Raw genomic sequence first — 23220 nt, forward strand, 5'->3', positions numbered from 1 at the left:
GAGTTCTCCGATGGCACTGCCCACATTTGATCCTGACCGTTTTTCTGCCGCGCTGGTGCGCCAGTGGCAACGTTTTGGCCTGCCGGATGCGCAGGCCATGAGCCCCGACCAGTGGTGGCAGGCGCTGAGCGGCGCGCTGGCCGAACTGCTGGCTGATATACCGGCTCAGCCGGCCGCTGGCGGACAGCGCCACGTTAATTATCTGTCGATGGAGTTTCTGCTGGGCAGGCTGACCGGCAACAATCTGCTGAATCTCGGCTGGTACGACGGCGTAAAAGCAACCCTGGCGGCATCAGGCGTGGCGCTGAGTGACGTGCTGGAGCGTGAAACCGATCCGGCGCTGGGCAACGGCGGTCTGGGACGGCTGGCCGCCTGTTTTCTTGATGCGATGGCCACCACCGGCCAGCCTGCGATTGGCTATGGCCTGAACTACCAGTACGGTCTGTTTCGCCAGCATTTTGTTGAGGGCGCACAGCACGAACAGCCGGATGACTGGCAACGCGACAGTTATCCGTGGTTCCGCCACAACGCGGCGCTCAGCGTGCAGGTCGGGCTGGGCGGCAGCGTGACCACCGTTGACGGCGTGACGCTCTGGCAACCTGCTTATGTTGTGCAGGGCGAAGCCTGGGATCTGCCGGTGGTTGGTTTCCGCAACGGCATCACGCAGCCCTTGCGTCTGTGGCAGGCGAAACATGCCCGTCCGTTCGATCTCCAGCGCTTCAACAACGGCGATTTCCTGCGCGCGGAACAGCAAGGCATTGAGGCGGAGAAACTGACCAAAGTGCTCTACCCGAATGACAACCATCAGGCTGGCAAAAAGCTGCGTCTGATGCAGCAATATTTCCAGTGTGCCTGCACGCTGGCGGATATTCTGCGCCGTCATCAGGCGGCGGGACGATCCATCGAAACGTTAGCGGATTATGAAGTGATCCAGCTGAACGATACGCATCCGACGCTGGCCATCCCGGAGCTGTTGCGCCTGCTGCTGGATGAGCACCAGCTTAGCTGGCAGGACGCATGGCGCATCACCCAGCGCACCTTCGCCTATACCAACCACACGCTGATGCCGGAAGCGCTGGAGTGCTGGAACCTGCGCCTGGTGCGTAGCCTGCTGCCGCGCCATCTGATGATCATCAATACGCTTAATGCGCAGCTGAAACAGCAGGTTGAGGCGCGCTGGCCGGGCAACCAGGCGATCTGGTCAAAACTGGCGCTGGTGCACGATCAGCAATTGCGCATGGCGAACCTGTGCGTGGTCGGCAGCTTTGCGGTGAACGGCGTGGCGGCGCTGCACTCGCGGCTGGTAGTACAGGACCTGTTCCCCGAGTATCACGCGCTGTGGCCGGAGAAGTTCCACAATGTTACCAACGGCATCACGCCGCGTCGCTGGATCAATCAGTGCAATCCGGCGCTGGCGGCACTGATCAACAAAACGCTGCAGCGTCCGTGGCTTAACGATCTCGATGCGCTGCAGGATCTGACGCCATTCGCCGATGATGCCGCCTTCCGCGCCGAATATCGCGCCATTAAGCAGCACAACAAGCAGGCGCTGACAGAGTGGATCGCCGCCCGAACCGGCATTGCGGTGCAGCCTGATGCGCTGTTTGACGTCCAGATCAAGCGGCTGCACGAATACAAACGGCAGCACCTGATGCTGCTGCACATGATTGCGCTGTGGCAAACGCTGGTCAGCGATCCGCAGGCCAATCTGGCTCCGCGCGTGATGCTGTTTGGTGCCAAAGCGGCGCCGGGCTATGCGCTGGCGAAAAACATCATCTACGCCATCAATAAAGTGGCGGAAACCATCAATCACGATGCGCGCGTCGGCGACCGGCTGAAAATTGTTTTTATCCCTGATTACAACGTATCGGTTGCCGAGCGCCTGATCCCGGCCGCCGACCTTTCGGAACAGATCTCGACTGCGGGCAAAGAAGCGTCCGGTACCGGCAATATGAAGCTGGCGCTGAACGGCGCACTCACCATCGGTACGCTGGATGGGGCCAACGTTGAAATCGCGCAGCAGGTCGGTGAAGAGAATATCTTTATCTTTGGCCATACTGTGGAACAGGTCAGCGCGCTGAAACAGGCCGGTTACTCGCCGGTGAACTGGCGCAGTAAGGATGCGCAGCTCGATCGCGCGCTGACCGCGCTGGAAGATGGCACCTTCAGTCACGGCGACCGCACGGCGTTTAGCGATCTGGTCAACAGCCTGGGTCCGCAAGGCGGCGATCCTTATCTGGTGCTGGCCGATTTTCGCCACTACCTCAATGCGCAGCAGCAGGTTGAAGCGCTGTGGGCCGATCCTGAAGCCTGGACGCGGGCTGCAATCCTCAATACCGCGCGTTGCGGCATGTTCAGTGCCGATCGCGCCATTCGTGACTATCAGCAACGTATCTGGCAGGCCAGCCGCTAAGGAACGCCATGAAACCCAAAGATGCTCTTGATCGCCGTGCTGACGCGCTTATCGCTGCGGAATATATCGATGCGCACGGAAAACCGCGGCAGATTTCTGCCCTTACCCATCAGCGTCTCGCGGCGCTGATGCAGGCCCCTGCAAACGGGGCCGCACCGCTGCCGCCGGTGATGATTTTTTATGTCGGACAGCCACTGAGCCTGGCACCGGTGCTCAGCGCCGACGCAGAATGGCAGCTGGCGAGCGAAAGCGGCGAAAGCTGGTCCGGACGCTGCCAGCCGGGTGAAGCATTGGTGTTGCCCGCGCTGCCCGCCGGTTATCACCAGCTAACACTAACTCAGGCGTTACAGTGTCACCGCTGTCCGGTGATTGTGGCACCCCGCCGCTGTTACGAACCTGCGGAACTGCTGGCAGGCGAATCGCTATGGGGCAGCTGCATTCAGCTCTATACGCTGCGCTCTGCGGCTAACTGGGGCATCGGGGATTTCGGCGATCTGCGGCAGATGATCGCTGAAACCGCGCGGCGCGGCGGCGCGTTTGTCGGGCTCAATCCGCTGCACGCGCTGTTTCCTGCCGCACCGGAAAGCGCCAGCCCTTACAGTCCCTCGTCCCGGCGCTGGCTGAACATCCTCTACATCGACGTGAGCGCCGTGGCTGATTTTGGCCTGAGCGATGCGGCGCAGGCCTGGTGGCAATCTCAGGAGACGCAGCAGGCGATCCGGGCAGCGCGTGACGCCGCGTGGGTGGATTACACTGCCGTCACCCGGCTTAAGCTGCAGGGACTGCGGCTTGCCTGGCAGCAGTTTCGCCGACGCACGGCAGACGATGCGCAGGCGCAGGCGTTTGCGGAGTTTGTGCGTGCCGGCGGCGACAGCCTGCTGCATCAGGGGCTGTTTGATGCGCTGCACGCGGCGCGCAGCGCCCAGGATGGCACGGGTTATGGCTGGCAACACTGGCCGGCCGAATGGCAGCAGGCGAACAGTGCGGCAGTGCTGGCATTCCGCATCGAGCACAGCGACGAGGTGCGTTTCTACATGTGGCTGCAGTGGCTGGCGGCAGAGCAATTTGCCGCCTGCTGGCAGTTGTGTCAGCAGCAGCAGATGGCGATCGGGCTGTATCGCGACCTGGCGGTGGGCGTGGCGGCGGATGGCGCGGAAACCTGGCGCGATCGGCAGCTTTACTGCCTGGACGCCAGCGTTGGCGCGCCGCCGGATATCCTCGGTCCGCTCGGGCAGAACTGGGGATTGCCGCCGATGGACCCGCGGGTGATGGCCGCGCGCGGATATGAACCGTGGATCGCCCTGCTGCGCGCCAGCATGCGCGACTGCGGTGCGCTGCGCATTGACCATGTGATGGCGCTGCTGCGTTTATGGTGGATACCGAAGGACGAAAGCGCGGCGCACGGTGCTTATGTGCACTATCCGGTGGATGATTTGCTGGCCATTCTGGCACTGGAGAGCCAGCGCCATCGTTGCATGGTGATTGGCGAGGATCTGGGCACCGTGCCGGAAGCCATCGTCGATAAACTGCGCGACGCCGGTGTGTACTCCTACAAAGTGCTCTACTTTGAGCAGGAATCGCAGCGCCGCTTCCGCGCCCCCGCGGCGTGGCCGCGACAGGCGATGGCGGTCACCACCACCCATGATATGCCGACGCTGCGCGGCTGGTGGCAAAGTGACGATTTGCGGCTGGGCAGCGCGCTGGGTCTTTACCCCGATCGGGCGATTCTCGCTGGCCTGTATCGCGATCGGCGCCTGGCTAAACAGGCGTTGCTGCGTACGCTGTTGCGCAGCGGTGATCTGCCGCCGCGCCGCCGCTTCCGGCGGGCCAGCGTGCGCATGAGTCATCAGCTTAGTCAGGCGATCCATCGCTATCTGGCCCGCAGCCAGTGTGCGCTGCTCGGTTTGCAGCCGGAAGAGTGGCTGGATATGGCACTGCCGGTCAACGTGCCGGGCACGGTCGATCAGTATCCCAACTGGCGACGTAAACTTAGCGTAACGCTGGAAGCGATGGCGGAGGATGACAGAATCGATGCGTTGCTGACGGCGGTACATTCACGCCAGCGTCAGCGTAAGTAGCACGAAACCGACCTGCTGCGTGCAGGTCGGCGTGCCATAAAAAAGGTGCGCCGAAGCGCACCAGGTGGGGCAACTCAGCACTGTCGGGGCAGCTTCACCCCTTGCCTTTAACACTGCTGATAAAGGTTTGCCGCGCCGAGGTCGATCCCAGACGCTCCGCTTCATCCAGCAGCTTCAGCGCTTTATCGATATTGCCCTGTTGCACCGCCTGACGAATGCTCTGATTGAAATAGTTTTCCGTTTCATTCACCAGCGGTTCAGGCGCTGGCGCGCGCTGCGTCGTGGCGGCCATCGCCGGCCGGGTGCTGCCAACGGTCACAGCGGCAGGCGCGGCTGAGCCAAACAGTGGGCCGACCAGAATCGAGGAGCCGGAACTGGTCGCCACTTTCAGTTTGATTTTGCCGTCGCGGCTGTGACGCGCCACCGGATCGGGAATATCCGGTACCGCATGGCCGGTGCCTTTGGCATAGGCTTTGGCCGGATCGAGCAGCGTGGTGGTCTGGGTTAAATCCTGATCGGTGGTGAACACCAGCAAATAGATCTTCTGCTGACCCGGCACCGGCGTCAGCTTCATCACTCCTTCCAGCCGGTCGGCGCTCATCACGCCAGGCTGCTGATAGCTGAAGAAGCGGCTCGGAAACCACGCGGCCGGCTGCAGGTTTTCGTCCAGTACCAGTACATTAGGGGCAAAGACCTGATTGTGTACCACCTCGCTGCTTAGCGTAACCGTCAGCTCGCCCTGATTGGCAGGCAGGCTGTAAGCCGCCATGGCCCCCGTGACGCCACGTACATCCAGCGGCGTTGCGCTTTGTGTCAGCGTGGTGGTTTGTGCACGTGAAGCATCTACCGGCTGCCAGCTCAGCTGCTGCAGCCGCGCGGTGGGAATGGACGGCGCCGCGGAGAGATCCTGCGGTACCAGATTGATGTCGGCCTGGACTGGCGCAATGACGCCGGTCAGCAGCGCGCTGCTCAGGCAGAGGGCGATAAGATGTTTTTTCATTGTGATATCCCAACAAGCTGTCAGCCAGCGGCGTGGGCCAGGCAATGGCCGCCGCTGTCCGAAATCGCCGTGCGTCAGACGCACGGCGGATGTTTGCTTAACCTGCGCAGCGCCTTACCACCAGATTTCCATCTGTGCGCCGAAGGTCCACTCATCGTTGTCGCCACGGCTGTTGGTAAACAGACCGTTGCCGCTGCTGTCCGCCGCGGCCAGCGACGTGATATCGCCAGAGGCGTCTTTGCTGTAGCCCCACTTCTCATCCCATTTGGCGTAGGTGGCGAACAGGCGCAGCGCCGGACGTGACCAGATGCTGTCGCCAGCCTGCCACTGCTGCGCCAGGGTGATTTTGTACTGGCCGTTGCGTTCGCTGACCTGCTGGGACTTGACGTTGTCATAGCCCACTTCCAGCAGGGTGCTCATGATCGGCGTCCATTTGTACATAGGACGTACACCGACGGTGTACCACTCGGTTCCGCGGTTGTTATCCAGATCGACGTTCTGGTACATCGCCACGTACATCAGATCCCAACGATCGGCCAGCGAGATCGCGCCGTGATCGAGGATGCGGTACATATTGCCGTTGTTGTTGATGTTACTGCCCTGCGGCAGGCCTTTGCCCTGCGAGGTCAGCGCATCGGTGGCGTACTGCAGCACAAACTTGTTGTAGCCTTTCAGCATGCTCTGCGTGTGTTCCGCGGTGAACATCCAGCCATCTTTCGACGCGCCGTCGTCTAAGCGATAGCCGTCACGCGCGTTGGCGCGGCCATAGTCGACACCCAGTTCCAGCACGCCATTGGGGTTAGTTTCCAGGCCGGCGAGACGCACATCAAAAACGTCATTGGCGGTACTGGTGGCGTAATCACGAATCTGGTCACTGGAGAAGGTGTAAGAGCCGCCCGCTTCGGAAGAGCGCGTCGCGGCGAACGAGAGCTTACCAAACCCGAGATCGACATCTTCCAGACCGGCACCCGGACCGGAGATATCCCAGTAGTAGAAGTCGATCATGTGAACATCGTGACGCTGATAAAAGCGTTTACCGGCCCAAATGGTGGAACCTGGCAGCGCATCGATCAGGTTTTTTCCTTTCACGTTCGCTTCACGGAAGGCCGGTGAGGTCGCTTCCCAGTCATTCTGCTGGGAAACGGAATAGGCGACGTTGGTATCGAAATAGAAACTTTTATCGCCCTCTTTCCACACTTCCTGACCCAGTTTCAGTTCAGCATAGGTTTCACATTCGTTGCCCAGACGGTATTTGCTTTGCGCGCCGGTAGCCTGAAAGCACTGTTGCTCGCCGCCGCTGCCGGTCCAGCCGATACCCGAACGGGCGTAACCCGTAAAATCGACCGCCATGGCTTGAGCGGAGAGCGTACCCGCTGCGATGGCAATCGCGACGGGAAGTTTGCGCAGAGTTAACATTTTCTATCTCCTGAGGTCATTGCTTTTATTGTTTTGCAGGGCTAAACACCGGGTTCCTGATGCAGCCTGCGGCAGGCGCTCCCGTCCTCGCGGAACAGGTGACAACGCTCCGGCGGCAGGCCAATACCCATCAGGGCGCCCTCTTCTACCAGCACCACGTCCTCCTGGCGATACACCAGGTTCTGACGAATGGCGGGGATCTGGATATGGATTTGCGTCTCGTGGCCGAGCTGCTCAACCACCTGCACTTCGCCCTCCAGCGTGACATCGGCGATGTCGCTGGAGAGCAGATGTTCCGGACGAATTCCCAGCGACATGTTGCTGCCGACCTGCACGCCGGCGCTCTCCACCGGCAGCCAGACCCGCTGATCGTTGGGCAAGCGCACCTGCACCTGATCGATGGCGGTGGCGGTCACTTTGACGGGCAGAAAATTCATGCGCGGCGAGCCGATAAAACCGGCAACGAAGCGGTTAGCGGGATAGTGATAGAGTTCGAGCGGCTTGCCGACCTGGGCGATGCGACCGGCGTCCAGCACCACGATCTTGTCGGCCAGCGTCATCGCTTCGATCTGATCGTGCGTAACGTAAATCATGGTGCGCTTCAGCCGCTTATGCAGGCGTGAAATTTCAATGCGCATCTGCACGCGCAGCGCGGCATCGAGGTTGGACAATGGCTCGTCGAGCAAAAACACTCGCGGTTCGGCCACCAGCGTGCGCCCGATGGCCACGCGCTGCCGCTGTCCGCCCGACAGCGCTTTGGGTCGCCGTTCCAGCAGGTGCGCCAGCTGTAACACCTCCGCCACCTGATTGACGCGCTGCTGAATTTCAGCGCGCTTTACGCCCGCCAGCTTCAGGCCAAACGACATGTTTTCGGCCACCGAAAGGTGCGGATAAAGGGCGTATGACTGAAACACCATGCCGATGCCGCGCTCAGCGGGCGGAACATCGTTCATGCGCTGACCGCCAATCAGCAGATCGCCGCGGGTGATGGTTTCCAGGCCGGCGATCATGCGTAACAGCGTTGATTTGCCGCAGCCGGATGGACCGACGAACACCACAAATTCCCCTTCGCCGATCTCCAGATTGATGTCTTTTGATACCTCAGTATCGCCCCAGGCCTTGGTGACATGGTGTAACGCGACGCTCGCCATGATGCTTTCCTCTTCGCAGGCTCATGCTTGCCTGCAGCACCGCAGGCAGACTCCGGCGACCACTATGGGCAGGCGCAGACGGCGCAACATCCTCCACCGTGCGGGTTTTTACTGGGGGATGAGGCGGGAGGAGGAGAACGCGCACGCCAGTCGCGCCGCCGCGACGTTCACGGCAATTTTGTGAGCTGTCACGCAGAGCTGACGCGTCAATAGTGTGCGCCAGCGCGTATTAAGGCGCGGTTTTGCAAGCGCGATCACGGCTTAGTGCCGTTGGGCGTAGAACGCAGGAGGATGAGGAAACGCCATAACGCCGCACAATGATGCCACTGATGATTTCCGCTTCCGCTAACAGGATGGAGTTATGACAATGAAAACCGGCGCACGCGTTCTGGCCCTTTCCGCCCTTACGGCCGTACTGTTTTCGGCTTCGGCCGTGGCCAAAATTGAAGAAGGTAAACTGGTTATCTGGATCAACGGTGATAAGGGCTATAACGGCCTCGCCGAGGTAGGCAAAAAATTCGAGCAGGACACCGGTATCAGCGTGACGGTCGAACACCCGGACAAAATGGAAGAGAAATACTCGCAGGTCGCCGCGACCGGCGACGGTCCGGACATTATCTTCTGGGCGCACGATCGCTTTGGCGGCTATGCGCAGTCAGGGCTGCTGGCCGAAGTTACGCCGGATCAAAACTTCCAGCAAAAACTGTTTCCGTTTACCTGGGATGCAGTGCGCTTCAACGGCAAGCTGATTGGCTATCCGGTTTCTGTGGAGTCGCTGTCGCTGATTTATAACAAAGATCTGCTGCCCACCCCGCCAAAAAGCTGGGAAGAGATGGCGGCGCTGGATAAGCAGCTGCGCGCCAAAGGCAAGAGCGCCATCATGTTTAACCTGCAGGAACCCTATTTCACCTGGCCGCTGCTGGCCGCCGGTGGCGCCTATGCTTTCAAAAAGACCGACAGCGGCTATGACGTGAAGGATACCGGCGTCGACAATGCCGGCGCGAAAGCAGGCATGCAGTTCCTCGTCGATCAGGTGAAAGCCAAAATCCTTAATGCCGATACTGACTATTCGATTGCCGAAGCGGCCTTCAATAAAGGACAAACCGCGATGACCATCAATGGTCCGTGGGCATGGAGCAACATCGACAAAAGCGGCATCAACTACGGCGTCACGCTGTTACCGACGCTCAACGGCAAGCCGACCAAAACCTTTGTCGGCGTTCTGAGCGCGGGCATCAACGCGGCCAGTCCCAATAAAGAACTGGCCAAGGAGTTTCTGGAAAATTACCTGCTGACCGATGCCGGCCTCAACGCGGTTAACAAGGATAAGCCGCTGGGCGCGGTCACCCTGAAGTCATTCCAGCAGACGCTGGAGAAGGACGCGCGCATCGCCGCCACCATGAACAATGCGCGCAATGGCGACATCATGCCTAACATCCCGCAGATGGCGGCCTTCTGGTATGCGATGCGCACCGCGACGCTGAATGCACTGAGCGGTCGTCAAAACGTCGATGCGGCGCTGAAGGATGCGCAGGCGCGTCTCAATAAGTAATGCTGTTACGGAGCCGACGGCCGTCGGCTCACCACTGGCTGTTAAGGAACACCGTATCATGTCAGGAATACCGCAAAAGAGACGGCACAGCCTGGTGCTGCGCAGCCTGCTGGTCGGGATCGGCTGTCTGCTGGTCGGCTACCTTCTGGTGCTGATGTATGCCCAGGGTGAATACCTGTTTGCGCTGGTCACGCTGGTGGTCAGTGCGGCAGGCCTGTGGATTTACACCAACCGGCGCGCCTATGCCTGGCGCTATGTGTATCCGGGACTGGCCGGCATGGCGCTGTTCGTGCTGTTTCCACTGGCCTGTACCGTCGCCATTGCTTTTACCAACTACAGCAGTACCAACCAGCTCAGTGAGGCGCGCGCGCAGCAGGTGCTGCTGAGCCGCCAGTATCAGGCTGGTGACGCGATGAACTTCGCGCTCTATCCACAGGGCGATCGCTGGCAGCTGGGGCTCAGCACAGGCGAAAACAGCTTCCTGTCTGCGCCGTTTACGCTGGGTGGTGAACAGCAGCTCAGCCTGACGCCAGCCACGCTGCCCGCCACCGCGCGCGCCAGCTTAAAAATCATCACCCAAAACCGTCAGGCGCTGAGTCAGTTAACTGCCCGGCTGCCGGACGGTCGCGAGCTGGTGATGAGTTCGCTGCGCCAGTTTTCCGGCACGCGGCCGCTGTATGTGCTGGACGCACCGGGACAGCTGAGAAATCAGCAAAACGGTGCCCGCTATCAGGCTAACCGGGACACGGGGTTCTATCAGCAGATTAACGCAGATGGCAGCTGGGCCAGCGAACAGCTCAGCCCCGGCTTTACCGTTGGCGCGGGCTGGAAAAACTTTGCCCGCGTGTTCACCGATGAGGGCATCCAGAAACCCTTCCTGGCGATATTTGGCTGGACGATGCTGTTTTCGCTGTTGACCGTGCTGCTGACGGTCGCGGTGGGCATGGTGCTGGCGTGTCTGGTGCAGTGGGAAGCGCTGCGCGGCAAGGCCATCTATCGCGTGATGCTGATTCTTCCCTACGCGGTGCCGGCCTTCATTTCGATACTGATTTTCAAGGGGCTGTTCAACCAGAGTTTTGGCGAAATCAACGTCATGCTCAATGCGCTGTTTGGCTTCAAGCCGGCGTGGTTCAGCGATCCGACGCTGGCGCGCGCCATGCTGGTGATCGTCAATACCTGGCTGGGTTATCCCTACATGATGATCCTGTGCATGGGCTTGCTCAAGGCGATCCCGGACGATCTGTATGAGGCGTCCGCGATGGATGGCGCCGGGCCGCTGCAGAATTTCTTTTTGATTACGCTGCCGCTGCTGCTGAAACCGCTATTGCCGCTGATGATCGCCAGCTTTGCTTTTAACTTCAATAATTTCGTGCTGGTGCAGCTGCTGACCAATGGTGGCCCGGATCGACTCGGCACCACCACGCCGGCGGGTTATACCGATTTGCTGGTCAACTACACCTGGCGTATCGCCTTTGAGGGCGGCGGCGGTCAGGACTTCGGTCTGGCGGCAGCCATCGCCACGCTGATCTTCCTGCTGGTAGGTGCGCTGGCGGTGATTAACCTGAAAGCGCTACGCATGAAGTTTGATTAAGGAGGCGTTATGGCCATGGTACAACCTAAATCGCAGAAGCTGCGTCTGCTGCTGACGCACCTGCTGTTGCTGCTGTTTATCGCGGCAATCCTGTTCCCGCTGCTGATGGTGATTGCCATCTCGCTGCGCAGCGGCAACTTCGCCACCGGCAGTCTGATCCCGGAACAGATTTCCTGGGAACACTGGCGGCTGGCGCTCGGGTTCAGCGTTACCCATGCCGATGGTCGCGTGACGCCGCCGCCCTTCCCGGTGCTGCTGTGGCTGTGGAATTCGGTGAAAATCGCCGCCATCAGCGCACTGGGGATTGTGGCGCTCTCGACCACCTGCGCCTACGCGTTTGCCCGTATGCGCTTCGCCGGTCGCGCCAGTCTGTTAAAGGGCATGCTGATTTTTCAGATGTTCCCGGCGGTGCTGTCGCTGGTGGCGCTCTATGCGCTGTTTGACCGGCTGGGGCAATATCTGCCGTTTCTCGGCCTCAATACCCACGGCGGTGTGATCTTCGCCTATCTGGGCGGCATCGCGCTGCACGTCTGGACCATTAAAGGCTATTTCGAAACCATCGATGGTTCGCTGGAAGAGGCGGCGGCGCTGGATGGCGCTACGCCGTGGCAGGCGTTTCGTCTGGTGTTGCTGCCGCTTTCGGTGCCGATCCTCGCGGTGGTGTTTATCCTGGCGTTTATCGCTGCGGTCACCGAAGTACCGGTCGCCTCATTACTGCTGCGCGACGTCAACAGCTATACCCTGGCGGTCGGGATGCAGCAGTATCTCAATCCGCAGAACTATCTGTGGGGCGATTTCGCCGCGGCGGCCGTGCTGTCCGCGATTCCCATCACGCTGGTGTTTTTACTGGCGCAGCGCTGGCTGGTGAGCGGCCTGACGGCAGGCGGCGTGAAAGGTTAAAGATTCATCAGTACCACTGCTTCCTCGACGGCAACCACCTGTTGAGGTTTTGGCGGCCAATGGCCGCCGTTTTTATTGCGGGCATAAAAAAAGTGGGGCACCGTGGCCCCACTTTGTTGGTTTACTGCGCTGGGTTATTCCGGCAGTGCGTAAACCACCACCTGATCGCCCACCTGATCCTTCAGGATGGTGTTACCACCGGCGACAAAGGCAACATACTGCCGGCCTTTGTATTCATACACCGAGGGGTTGGCAACCGCAGGCGCTTCGACCTGATCGGACCACAGCTCTTCGCCACTATCCAGGGAATAGGCGCGCACTTTGGCATCCATTGAGGCACCGATAAAGATCACGCCGCCGGCGGTGACTGCCGGACCGCCAATGGTTGGCGAGCCCCAGCTTTCCGGCATGAAGAAGCCGTACTGCTGTGACGCGCCGACCGGACGACGCCATTTCACATCACCGGTGTGCATATCCAGCGCCACGATCTCGCCAAACGGCGGCTGCCAGCACGGCATGCCGAGCCAGTTGTTCGCCACCATCAGGCGCAGGCCGTAAGGCGCGCCTTCCTGCGGGGCGAAACCACTCTCGTTGCCCGAGCCGTTGTCGGCCTTGTCGTAATCGGCGCGGCTGTACAACTTCACGTATTGCACGATGTGCGAGGTATTCACGATGGCGATCTGCTTTTGCGGATCGAACGCCACACCGCCCCACTGCACGCCGCCAGCGCTGTCCGGATAGGTCAGCGCGCCTTCGCCTTTAGTGGTCGGTGGCGTGTACATGTCGTCATAGCTCAGTTTTTCCCACAGGCGTGAGCACTGACCGGCGCCAACAATATCGGCCAGCTTCCAGATCGCCGGTTTTTTGGACTGATCCAGCAGCGGTGCCGGTTTTGTCGGGAACGGCTGGGTCGGCGACAGTTTCTCGCCCTGCACCGAACCATCGCCCTGCGGCACCGGACGCTCCTCAATCGGCCAGACATCTTCACCGGTCAGGCGATTGACCACAAACAGGAAGCCCTGCTTGGTGGCCTGAATCAGCGCCGGAATCTGCTTGCCGTTTACGGTAATGTCCATCAGCGTCGGTGCTGAGTTGATGTCGTAATCCCACACATCATGGTGCACCCACTGGCGCGACCACACCACTTTGCCGGTATTCACATCCAGCGCGGTTGTGGAGGTGCCGAGCGGAATTGGATCGACGCGGTTGCCGCCCCAGTAGTTTGGCGAAGGTGATGACACCGGCAGATAAACCAGGCCATGCGCTTCATCGGCCGACATGTGGGTCCAGACGTTAGCCGTGCCGGTGCGCGGGCGAATGCTGGCCGGAATGGCGTCAAAGGTCCATTCACGTGCCCCGGTCTGCGCGTTGATTGAAAACACCGTGCCCGGGGGCGCTTCTGCGTAAGCCCAGTCTTTGCCCGCCCAGCCAACGATCAGGTGATTGCCCACCACTGTCGGCGGCTGGAGCAGAGACAGCGGGAATTTAGCGTTAACCGTATTCCACTGGTTGACGTTGAGCACGCCTTTATCCGCAAAGTTTTCACACGGCTTGCCGGAATCAGCATCCAGTGCGTACAGCTTGCCGTCAACGGTGCCCATATAAACGATTTTCTGGCAGGCCTGACCCGCCTGCGGATTTTTCGCCTGCCAGTAGGAGACGCCACGATTTTTCAGTACCGGCTGGGTCAGCGCCTGACGTGGCGCTTTAGTATCGTAGTGCCACTTCTCCTTGCCGGTGCCCGGATCCAGCGCAATCAGCCGATCAAATGGCGTGCCGATGTACAGCGTATCGTTGGCAAAAATTGGCGTGGCGGACCAGACGGTCGCCGGCGTGTCGCCCTTGCCATCCGAAACGTCACCGGTATGAAACTCCCAGATTTTTTTCAGCTTGCTGACGTTGTCGGCGGTGATTTGTTTCAGCGGGCTGTATTTCTGCGCGTTGAGCTGGCCGTGAAAACTGTCCCACGTCGCGGTGGAGGGCACCAGCGGCGTGGCCGGCTGGCTGGCGGAGGCCACTTTCTCGCCGTCGCGCTTGCCGCTGGAGACATCATCGGTGGTGTGCGTGGTGCCGGGCGCCTGCTGATCGGCCGCATCCACGTTGAGTTTCTCCTGCGTGCCCATCGACGCCTCAGCGGCTTTATCTTCAGCGCGCAGCGTGGCAGGCGCCATCAGCAGCGCCAGGGCGGTCATGCCGACTTTGAGCAGCGGAACGTATTTTTCATTATGCACGGTTAGCTCCTTGTGCGGTGGCGTGGCGAACGCGATGCGCCGGGTTGCGCGCCAGCATAATCAGACCTATCAGCCCGATGACCATTGCCAGCGTAATGATCCCCTGATGCAGCAGCGCGGCAGCAAAACCGATCGCGCATAACAGCAGCAGCGTAATGACTATCAGGAAAATGCGCCCGGCACGGCCGGTTGCCGCGCGCAGCAGGAAGGTCAGCACCGCCAGCACGACGCTGGCAATGGCGACGCCCAGCGCGCCAATGGTGCCGGTGACACCGGTGAGTGGCGTGAGCCAGGCATACAGCGCGACGGCAAAGCCGATGAGTGCCGCCAGCAGCAGCAGTAAACTGCCCAAACGGGAGGATTGAGATTGCAACATACCAGGAAGTCCCTTGAGGATGAAAGCACGGAAAACAGCGTGTACTGATGAGTCAATGCTGCTGTTGTTCACACAGGCTGGTTGAATTAACGCCAGCGCAGCGTGAAAAGCAGCGGCATATATCACTTCGCGTTGCTGAGTATAGACGATGATATTCAGGCTGCCCGCCGGATTAGAGGCAGAGAATGAATCAACTACACATGGGGGATTTATGACCGTCGCCGCCGGGTGTGTTACAGGATTATTTAGCGAGGCCAGCGAGTCAGGCAGGAAAGTTAATTACAAACGCTCAGTCCGCAGGATATTTAACCCCCGCGGACTGAGTAAGAGACCAATAAGGCGTTACGCGTTAGCCCAGCAGTTCTTTACGCACAATTTCTGCGCCGGCACTCAATGCCTGCAGTTTGCCATATGCGACCTGACGTGACAGCGGCGTCATGCCACAGTTGGTGCTTGGATAGAGTTTATCGGCATCAACAAACTGCAGCGCTTTACGCAGGGTAGCGGCCACTTCTTCTGGCGTCTCGATGGTATTGGTGGCGACATCAATCGCACCGACCATCACTTTTTTACCGCGAATCAGTTCAATCAGATCCATCGGTACGCGTGAATTCTGGCACTCAAGCGACACAATATCAATGCCGGAACTCTGCAGTTTCGGGAAGATCTCTTCGTACTGACGCCATTCAGTGCCCAGTGTTTTTTTCCAGTCGGTGTTGGCTTTAATGCCGTAGCCGTAGCAAATGTGCACTGCGGTTTCACATTTAAGGCCTTCAATGGCTCTTTCCAGAGCGGCAATGCCCCAGTCATTCACCTCGTCGAAAAACACGTTAAACGCGGGCTCGTCGAACTGAATAATATCGACGCCGGCGGCTTCTAATTCCCGTGCTTCCTGATTAAGAATTTTAGCGAATTCCCACGCCAGCTTTTCGCGGCTTTTATAGTGATCGTCATACAGCGTATCGATCATGGTCATCGGGCCCGGCAGCGCCCATTTGATGGGACGCTGCGTCAGCTGACGCAGATATTTGGCATCATCGACAAAGACCGGTTTCTGCCGGCTCACTTCGCCCACCACGCCGGGTACGCTGGCATCATAGCGATTACGGATGCGGACGGTTTTGCGGTTTTCAAAGTCAACGCCGTTAAGGTGTTCGATAAAGGTGGTAACGAAGTGCTGGCGCGTTTGCTCGCCGTCGCTGACGATATCGATACCGGCCTGCTGCTGGTCGTCCAGACATAAACGCAGCGCATCCTGTTTGCCCTGAATCAGCTCATCGCCCTGCAATTTCCACGGCGACCATAATGTTTCCGGCTGTGCCAGCCAGGAAGGTTTCGGTAAGCTGCCAGCGGTTGACGTCGGTAATAATGTTTTCATTAATCAATAACCTTATTTATTCGTTAATCAAAGAGCGAAATGATCAGACCACTGCTTCAGAATGCTGTGGTAAGGCTTAATAAACTGCTCTTCGGTAAATTTGCCCTGCTCAATCGCCAGGCGCGTGCGCTCTTCGCGATCGTAAACAATTTTGGTCAGCGAATGATCCTGATGATACAGGTCTGGCTGATATTCAATGCCCGCCGGCGAGTTGGCATTGTAAATCTCCGGGCGGTAAATACGCTGGAAAGTTTCCATGGTACTGATGGTGCTAATCAGCTCAAGATTGCTGTAATCGCTCAGCAGATCACCAGAGAAATAGAAGGCGAACGGCGCCACGCTGTTTGCCGGCATGAAATAACGCGCTCTGAGTCCCATTTTGGCGAAATAGAGATCGGTTAATGAGGATTCATTTTGCTGATATTCAATGCCCAGCACCGGATGCTGATTACCGGTACGACGGTAAATATTTTTACTGGAAACGCTCAGGCAAATCACCGGCGCTTTGCGGAAATTGGCCTTATAGGTTTCTGAGTTAACAAAATGACGGAAAATATTGCCGTGCAGCACGCCGAAGTCGTCCGGAATACTGAAACCGGAACGATCTTTATTATGCTCGGACAGCAAAACGCTGAAATCATAATCACGCACGTAGGAAGAGAAGTTATTGCCGGTGATCCCTTCAATGCGCTCACTGGTTTTTTTATCAAGAATATTGGTTTTCAGGATCTCAATGGCCGGGAAGCTTTTACCTTCGCCGGCCGCACCCAGATTCATCTCCACGGAAATAATATCCAGCTCAACCGCGTAACGATCGCCTTTCGGGTTATCCCAGTTCGCCAGCGAATTAAAACGGTTGTTCATCATGATCAACGCGTTGCGCAGATTCTCTTCGCGATTGCTGCCGCGCGCCAGGTTGGCAAAATTGGTGGTAATGCGCGTATCTTTGGAGGGATTGTAATTCTCATCGAAGCGCGTGCTTTTTATACTAAAGGTAAAATCATTTTTCATCGCGAGCGGGCATCCTGATTTCTGCTTGCAACCTGAAGCGGTTCTTTCCTTTGCAGGATTTCCCAAATCGTTTACAGGATTGCAAATTCAGCAGTGGTCATATTGTCGAAAATATTTAACATGACCTTAGTTATGCCAGAGTCCCCGCGTGAGGAAAAGTGATTAAATTTCAAAGCAAGATGAACTAACTTCATGATGATGCCTTTGCGGCTGCGCGAAGCGGGAAAAGGTGATTTCTGGCCAAATAAGCAGCAAAATCATAGGGTAAAGCGGTTCACATTACTGCTAACCTCCAGACTGACAGCCAGCCGGCCATTTGTCAGTTGAAAAATGTTCACCTTGCTCTTTTTGCACTGACTTTCCCCGCTATCTATCCTGGATTTCACCGGGTAAAATGGCTGACTTCATATAATTGGCATTATATGAAGTCAGGATCCGCAGGATCGTCATCGTTGGTTAACATGTTGCAGTGTGTTAGCTCCACACCGTGCACAAAAAACCGGCACCGCTACGTTAAATCTGGCGGGTGATGGCCCTGCTACATGCACAGAATTCACGTAGCGACGCCTTAGATTAATGAGTAAAACGGACACTCTGGCTGAAATAACCGCGAGCCCGGCGCTGGTACACAGTGCTAATGAGGATATCGCCGAACGCCTGAAAGAATTTGTCAGTGATAAAGAAGCCTTTTCTGACAACACGTGGCGGCAATTACTCAGCGTTATGCGTATCGGCAGCCGCTGGGCGGCTGAACATCACCGGCAATTTCTGCCGATGGCCCCTGCCGATCTGCGCGACTATCTGTTGTGGCTGCAGGCATCCGGGCGCGCCTCATCGACCATCGGTACACACGCGGCGCTGATTTCCATGTTACACCGTAACGCCGGTCTGGTGCCGCCCAATGTCTCGCCGCTGGTATTCCGCGCGGTAAAGAAGATTAACCGCAGCGCGGTGATCGCCGGAGAGCGCGCCGGTCAGGCCATCCCCTTTCGCATTCACGATTTACTCGCGCTGGATCAACGCTGGGCGGGTTCCGATCGCCTGCAGCAGCAGCGCGATCTGGCATTTTTGCATGTGGCTTACGCCACGCTGTTACGCATCAGTGAACTGAGCCGCCTGCGGGTGCGTGACATTTCGCGCTCGGCCGATGGCCGTATCATTCTCGATGTCGCCTGGACCAAAACCATTGTGATGACCGGGGGACTGATTAAGGCACTCGGCGATCTCTCATCACAACGGCTGACCGAATGGCTGGTGGTATCCGGACTGATCGCTGAACCCGACGCGTTTATTTTTGGCCCGGTGCATCGCGCTAATCAGGCACAGATCGTTTGCGACAAGCCGCTCTCGACCCGCGCGCTGGAGGATATCTTCGTCCGCGCCTGGCGTGAAGCGGGACCGGGAACCGGCGTACAACCCAATAAGAATCGCTATCGCGGCTGGTCCGGCCACAGCACCCGGGTCGGTGCCGCCATCGACATGGCCAGCAATAAGTACAGCACCGCGCAGATTATGCAGGAAGGCACCTGGAAGAAGCCGGAAACGGTGATGCGCTACATTCGCCACGTTGATGCCCATGCCGGGGCAATGGTGGATCTAATGAATGGACACCTTTAATCACGCGGCTTTGCCTCAACGCCATACCTTTTAGGGTATCAAACAGGCAAATCTTAGTATTGGAATCCACGCTCGCCCTGCTTCTAAGATACATTCAGCCCGGAAACTGGCGGCTTATTAACCGATAGTCAGAGGTGAGTAACGATGAGTGAATCCATTACAAAATTAAACAACATCCAGGTACGGCGCGGTGGTGATGTCCTGCTGGAAGTGTTAGAGAGCGAAGGCGTCGAATATGTCTTCGGTAATCCCGGTACAACTGAGTTACCGTTCATGGATGCCCTGCTCAGAAATCCCAGCATCAACTATGTGCTTGCTTTACAGGAAGCCAGTGCGGTCGCGATGGCCGATGGTTACGCGCAGGCCGCCGGGAAGCCCGGTTTTCTCAACCTGCACACGGCCGGTGGTCTGGGACACGGCATGGGCAATCTGCACAATGCGGTTTGTTCGCAAACGCCATTAGTGGTGACTGCTGGCCAGCAGGATTTACGCCACAGCATCACCGATCCCCTGCTGTTGGGGGATTTAGTGAGTATGGGTAAGATTTTTTCCAAATGGTCGAAGGAGGTCACCAGCGTTGATCAGCTGCCAATCCTGGTTCGCCGTGCTTTTCATGATGCGGACGCTGCGCCCAAAGGTCCGGTTTTCCTCTCTTTACCGATGGATGTGATGGAGGCCATGAGCTCGGTCGATATCGGCGCACCATCTACTATCGATCGAAAATCGGTCGCGGGTTCGCTGCCTTTGTTAGCCAAAAAGTTAGCCGCCTTCACGCCCGGCAAAGTGGCGATTATCGCCGGCGATGAAATTCATCAAAGCGGCGCGGCTGAGGAAGTGGTCGCACTGGCCGAGTTGCTTGCCGCTGACGTCTATGGCTCAACCTGGCCGAACCGGATCCCTTATCCAACCGCGCATCCGCTGTGGCGAGGAAATCTCTCGACGAAAGCGACGGAAATTGCCAAAGCGCTCGATCAATACGACGCAATCTTTGCCCTCGGCGGTAAATCGCTCATCACCATCCTCTATACTGAGGGGCGTGCCGTGCCGGAGCAATGTAAAGTCTTCCAGCTCTCAGCGGATGCCGGCGATTTGGGACGGACGTACCGTAGCGAGCTCTCAACGCTGGGTGACATTAAATTATCACTGGCGGCACTGCTTCCTGAACTGAAAATGGCGACCGCGCACAATCGCCCCGATTATCAGCGTCGTTTCGCTGCAGCAGCCGAACAGTTCGAACATACTAAGCAGGCGCTATTACAGTCGGTACAAGAGCAGCAGTCGGCCACGAAGATCACGCCACTGATAGCCGCCTTTGAGGCCGCGCGCGCTATTGGTCCGGACATTACCATTGTTGATGAGGCGATTGCGACCTCGCAATCGTTGCGGAAATCGCTGTCGAGTCACCGATCAGATCAATATGCCTTTCTGCGCGGTGGCGGCTTAGGCTGGGGCATGCCAGCCGCAGTGGGTTATTCCATCGGGTTGGGCAAAGCCCCTGTGGTATGTTTTGTTGGCGATGGTGCGGCAATGTATTCACCGCAGGCACTGTGGACGGCGGCTCACGAGAAATTGCCGGTAACCTTTATTGTGATGAACAATACTGAATATAACGTGCTCAAGAATTTTATGCGGTCTAATGAAGATTAGACTTCAGCGCAAACCAATCGCTTTATCGCCATGGATTTGGTTGATCCTGTGATTGACTATCAGGCACTTGGCGCATCGTTGGGTCTTAAAACCTGTAAAATTCAGGTGGCATCACATATTGCTGCCGCTGTCGAGGCGGCTATCGCCAGCGGGCAACCCAGCCTGATCGAAATTGTTATTACTAAGAACTGATAAACCTTGCCGATGCCGTGTTTAATGCTGGGGTGAGCGCACGGCATTGGTGAATAAAATGTTCCAGACTGGGGTTTTTATTGGTTGATGACCACATGAGTATATTTTCGATGGTGTTGGCATCAGCAATCTTCCTGTAACTCACGCCTCTTATTTGTGCCGCCGCCATACTTGCCGGAATAATCGCCACACCCAATCCATGGGCGACAAAGTTAACAATGGTTTGCTGTACGGAGACTTCAATGCCAATTTCCGGGCTGAATCCCGCCTTCAGGCACTGATTGAAAATTCGGTCATAAAGCAGCGGCGACATAGGGCGTGGAACGATGATAAACGGGTCATCAGCCAGGCTTTTCAGGGTGAAATTATCGGCGGTGGCCTGCGGATGATCGGCAGGCAGCGCCACAATCAACGGTTCACGCAATAACTCCAGAGAACTGATAGCCGATGTGGTGACTTCCGAAAAGCTAATGGCGACGTCCAGCCGCCCCTCTTCCAGCGCGGCGCTTAATTCCGTCGGAATCATTTCCTGAAACTGCAGATCAATACAGGGATGTTTTATTCTGTGCTGCATGACAATTTGGGGCACCACACTGTAAGAGGCGTACATGGTGGCACCCAGCTTAATCAATCCCATTTGCCCTTCTGAAGCTGCCTGCACATTATGGCAAGCCTGTTGCATCATCCTCAATACGGCGCGGGAATCTTTGAAAAATTGCTCACCGGCAAAGGTGAGCTTCATGCCCTTGGCGTTACGGGTAAATAATTTAGTCCCCAGATCGCGTTCAAGCTGGGCTATTTGCCTGCTTAACGGTGGCTGCGAGATATTAAGTTTTTCTGCTGCCCGGCCTATATTTCCCATTTCTGCCACGGTACAAAAACTTATTAGCTGATTCAGTGTTGGCTTCATAACTAAGCTTCTCGCGGACCATCCGACAACAGTAAACATCAGTGAATAGGAAGTCGCGCCTGTCGGCAAGGTAATTTGCTGTTTTATGCCCGTCACAGCTAACCCGGGAAATCAGCGCGACACCACCCCTGCGTTATCCGCAAAGTGCGACTGCGCGTATTCCGCAAAGCGCCTGATGTCTGGATTGTCCGCGCCGGTTTTCCAGCACAGGTACAGTTCAGTCGTGACGTCCTGCTGCGCCAGCGGCAGTAGCGCCACATCCTGACGCAAACATTTCTCCGGAGAGTACGGAATGAAGGTCACACCTAAACCCAACGCGGCCAGATCGATGGCGGTAGCGACATCGCGCGCGCGCAGCACGCTGTCAGGAACCTGGCGGGCCGCAGCATACAGGTTAAGCACCGCGCCACCCAGGCCGATGCCTTCCGGATCCTCCTGCAAAATCAGCGGCTCCGCCAGCAAATCCGCCAGCATGACGCGGGCCTGCTGCGCCAGCGGATGGTCGTCGGCCAGCACCGCGCACAGTGAAGTCTGGTGCAGAATTTGCCGGCTAATCTGCCGCCGTTCCGGCAGCGGTCCGCGCAGAATACCAATATCCAGATCGCCACTCTCCAGCAAACTCAGCTGTTCATTGACGCTGTACTCCAGCAGCTCCAGCGCAACCTGGGGATGGTTACGCCTGAACGCACGAATGATTCTGACCAGTGCCGGTTCCAGCATTGAGGTGCCAACGTAGCCGATGCGTAACATACCGCGCCGACCGGCAGCCACCTGCTTAATCATGTTTTGCAGTTGTTCCAGCCGCTGCACCGTCTGCCGGACATCCCCGAGCAGCAGTGCCCCTTCGCGCGTCAGGCTCACCTTACGTTTATCGCGATCGAATAATTTCACGCCCCACTGCTGCTCCAGCGCCTGAATATGCTGTGTCAGCGCCGGTTGCGTCAGGTTAACGGCCGCCGCCGCGCGGGCAAAATGCAGCGACTGCGCCAGCGCAAGGAATGAGCGAAGCTTGCGGTAATCCATATTTCACCTGATAAGGATTCGTTATTAATAAAGGCATAATACCAATTAGACCCTGATTAGCGAGCGCATTATCTTTGCCAGCAGGACGGCGATGCGAGATCACGCCGGGCATTTTTAGCTTTTCACAGGAGCCTTTATGCGAATCATTGTTGGCGTAACCGGTGCAACAGGCGCTCCGCTCGCGCTGCGATTATTACGGCAGCTGGCGGAGATGCCGCAGGTTGAAACCCACCTTATCCTGTCACGCTGGGGAAAAGTAACGCTGGAACATGAAACCGGCTGTTCCCTCAGCGAGATTAAGCAGCTGGCGGATGTCTATCATCCTGCAAGCGATCAGGCCGCGACCCTCTCCTCGGGCTCCTTTGTCACCGATGGGATGGTAATAATTCCCTGCAGTATGAAAACGCTGGCCGGCATCCGCAGCGGTTACGCGGAAGGGCTGATTGGCCGCGCCGCCGACGTGGTACTGAAAGAGCAGCGCAAACTGATTCTGGTACCGCGCGAGACCCCGCTCAACACCATTCATCTGGAAAACATGCTGGCGCTGTCGCGCATGGGCGTCAGCCTGATTCCTCCCATGCCCGCCTGGTACAACCATCCGGCAACCATTGCCGACGTGGAAAATCACATCGTCGGTCGCGTACTGGATCAGCTCGGCATCGATACCGCTGGTGCCACGCGCTGGCAGGGATTGCCTCCCGCCAGCGATTCCCTGTCACCGCACAACTAAGGAA

General features: G+C 57.7%; 16 protein-coding genes and 1 pseudogene. 8 read left to right on the forward strand and 9 right to left on the reverse strand.

Going from position 1 to position 23220, the window contains the following annotated elements; all coding sequences use genetic code 11:
- Positions 1-10 precede the first annotated feature (10 nt).
- Positions 11-2413 carry a maltodextrin phosphorylase gene (gene malP, locus MXF20_RS04940; protein ID WP_325967983.1) on the forward strand — a complete coding sequence of 801 codons (2403 nt, stop codon included), beginning with the start codon at positions 11-13 and terminating at the stop codon, positions 2411-2413.
- A gap of 8 nt (positions 2414-2421) precedes the next feature.
- Entirely contained in the window at positions 2422-4491 is a 2070-nt protein-coding gene (gene malQ / locus MXF20_RS04945) for a 4-alpha-glucanotransferase (RefSeq protein WP_325967984.1), read from the forward strand.
- A 94-nt stretch (positions 4492-4585) separates the two neighbouring features.
- On the opposite strand, the gene malM is transcribed toward malQ, so the two are convergent.
- The 3 genes from malM to malK form a co-directional block, all read right to left on the reverse strand.
- A complete protein-coding gene (malM, locus tag MXF20_RS04950; RefSeq protein ID WP_418936829.1) occupies positions 4586-5491 on the reverse strand; it encodes a maltose operon protein MalM in 906 nt (301 codons plus the stop codon).
- 114 nt (positions 5492-5605) lie between these two features.
- Complete coding sequence (locus tag MXF20_RS04955) at positions 5606-6907, reverse strand: maltoporin (protein ID WP_058759162.1); 1302 nt, start codon at positions 6905-6907, stop codon at positions 5606-5608.
- Between the two features lie 41 nt (positions 6908-6948).
- Positions 6949-8058, reverse strand: a complete 1110-nt coding sequence (malK, locus tag MXF20_RS04960; RefSeq protein WP_058759161.1) for a maltose/maltodextrin ABC transporter ATP-binding protein MalK — start codon at positions 8056-8058, stop codon at positions 6949-6951.
- Between the two features lie 361 nt (positions 8059-8419).
- Between malK and malE the strand changes: the two genes are divergently transcribed.
- Genes malE through malG form a run of 3 tightly spaced genes read left to right on the forward strand, consistent with a single transcriptional unit; the run spans position 8420 to position 12101 of the window.
- A complete protein-coding gene (malE, locus tag MXF20_RS04965) occupies positions 8420-9610 on the forward strand; it encodes a maltose/maltodextrin ABC transporter substrate-binding protein MalE (protein ID WP_325967987.1) in 1191 nt (396 codons plus the stop codon).
- Between the two features lie 58 nt (positions 9611-9668).
- Positions 9669-11201, forward strand: coding sequence for a maltose ABC transporter permease MalF (gene malF / locus MXF20_RS04970; protein WP_325967988.1), 1533 nt, complete (start codon positions 9669-9671; stop codon positions 11199-11201).
- 9 nt (positions 11202-11210) lie between these two features.
- Positions 11211-12101, forward strand: a complete 891-nt coding sequence (gene malG, locus MXF20_RS04975; RefSeq protein ID WP_058759158.1) for a maltose ABC transporter permease MalG — start codon at positions 11211-11213, stop codon at positions 12099-12101.
- A 134-nt stretch (positions 12102-12235) separates the two neighbouring features.
- Here the strand turns inward: malG and MXF20_RS04980 are convergent, their stop codons facing one another.
- The 4 genes from MXF20_RS04980 to MXF20_RS04995 form a co-directional block, all read right to left on the reverse strand.
- Positions 12236-14293, reverse strand: a complete 2058-nt coding sequence (locus MXF20_RS04980; RefSeq protein WP_418936839.1) for a pyrroloquinoline quinone-dependent dehydrogenase — start codon at positions 14291-14293, stop codon at positions 12236-12238.
- A gap of 31 nt (positions 14294-14324) precedes the next feature.
- The gene (locus MXF20_RS04985; RefSeq protein ID WP_104093275.1) at positions 14325-14708 is read right to left on the reverse strand and encodes a hypothetical protein; all 384 of its coding nucleotides are present in this window, start codon (positions 14706-14708) and stop codon (positions 14325-14327) included.
- Between the two features lie 349 nt (positions 14709-15057).
- Complete coding sequence (locus tag MXF20_RS04990) at positions 15058-16086, reverse strand: methionine synthase (RefSeq protein ID WP_211727145.1); 1029 nt, start codon at positions 16084-16086, stop codon at positions 15058-15060.
- Positions 16087-16113: 27 nt separating this feature from the next.
- The gene (locus MXF20_RS04995) at positions 16114-17097 is read right to left on the reverse strand and encodes a DUF1852 domain-containing protein (protein ID WP_325967990.1); all 984 of its coding nucleotides are present in this window, start codon (positions 17095-17097) and stop codon (positions 16114-16116) included.
- A gap of 576 nt (positions 17098-17673) precedes the next feature.
- Here MXF20_RS04995 and MXF20_RS05000 point away from each other — a divergent pair.
- Positions 17674-18714: a tyrosine-type recombinase/integrase gene (locus MXF20_RS05000; RefSeq protein ID WP_325967991.1), complete on the forward strand. Its 1041-nt coding sequence runs from the start codon at positions 17674-17676 to the stop codon at positions 18712-18714.
- Between the two features lie 144 nt (positions 18715-18858).
- A pseudogene (locus MXF20_RS05005) lies at positions 18859-20553 on the forward strand (thiamine pyrophosphate-binding protein).
- Here MXF20_RS05005 and MXF20_RS05010 read toward each other — a convergent pair.
- Positions 20543-21463, reverse strand: coding sequence for a LysR family transcriptional regulator (locus MXF20_RS05010; RefSeq protein WP_325967993.1), 921 nt, complete (start codon positions 21461-21463; stop codon positions 20543-20545). The pseudogene MXF20_RS05005 and the gene MXF20_RS05010 sit on opposite strands and share 11 nt — an antisense overlap.
- A 111-nt stretch (positions 21464-21574) precedes the next feature.
- On the reverse strand, positions 21575-22486 hold the full coding sequence (locus tag MXF20_RS05015) for a LysR family transcriptional regulator (protein WP_325967995.1): 912 nt from the start codon (positions 22484-22486) through the stop codon (positions 21575-21577).
- A gap of 136 nt (positions 22487-22622) precedes the next feature.
- Here MXF20_RS05015 and MXF20_RS05020 point away from each other — a divergent pair, with 136 nt between their 5' ends.
- Positions 22623-23216 carry a UbiX family flavin prenyltransferase gene (locus tag MXF20_RS05020; protein ID WP_325967996.1) on the forward strand — a complete coding sequence of 198 codons (594 nt, stop codon included), beginning with the start codon at positions 22623-22625 and terminating at the stop codon, positions 23214-23216.
- Positions 23217-23220: the final 4 nt, after the last annotated feature.

The organism is Pantoea dispersa (genome assembly GCF_035783935.1).
Lineage (GTDB): Bacteria > Pseudomonadota > Gammaproteobacteria > Enterobacterales > Enterobacteriaceae > Pantoea > Pantoea dispersa_C.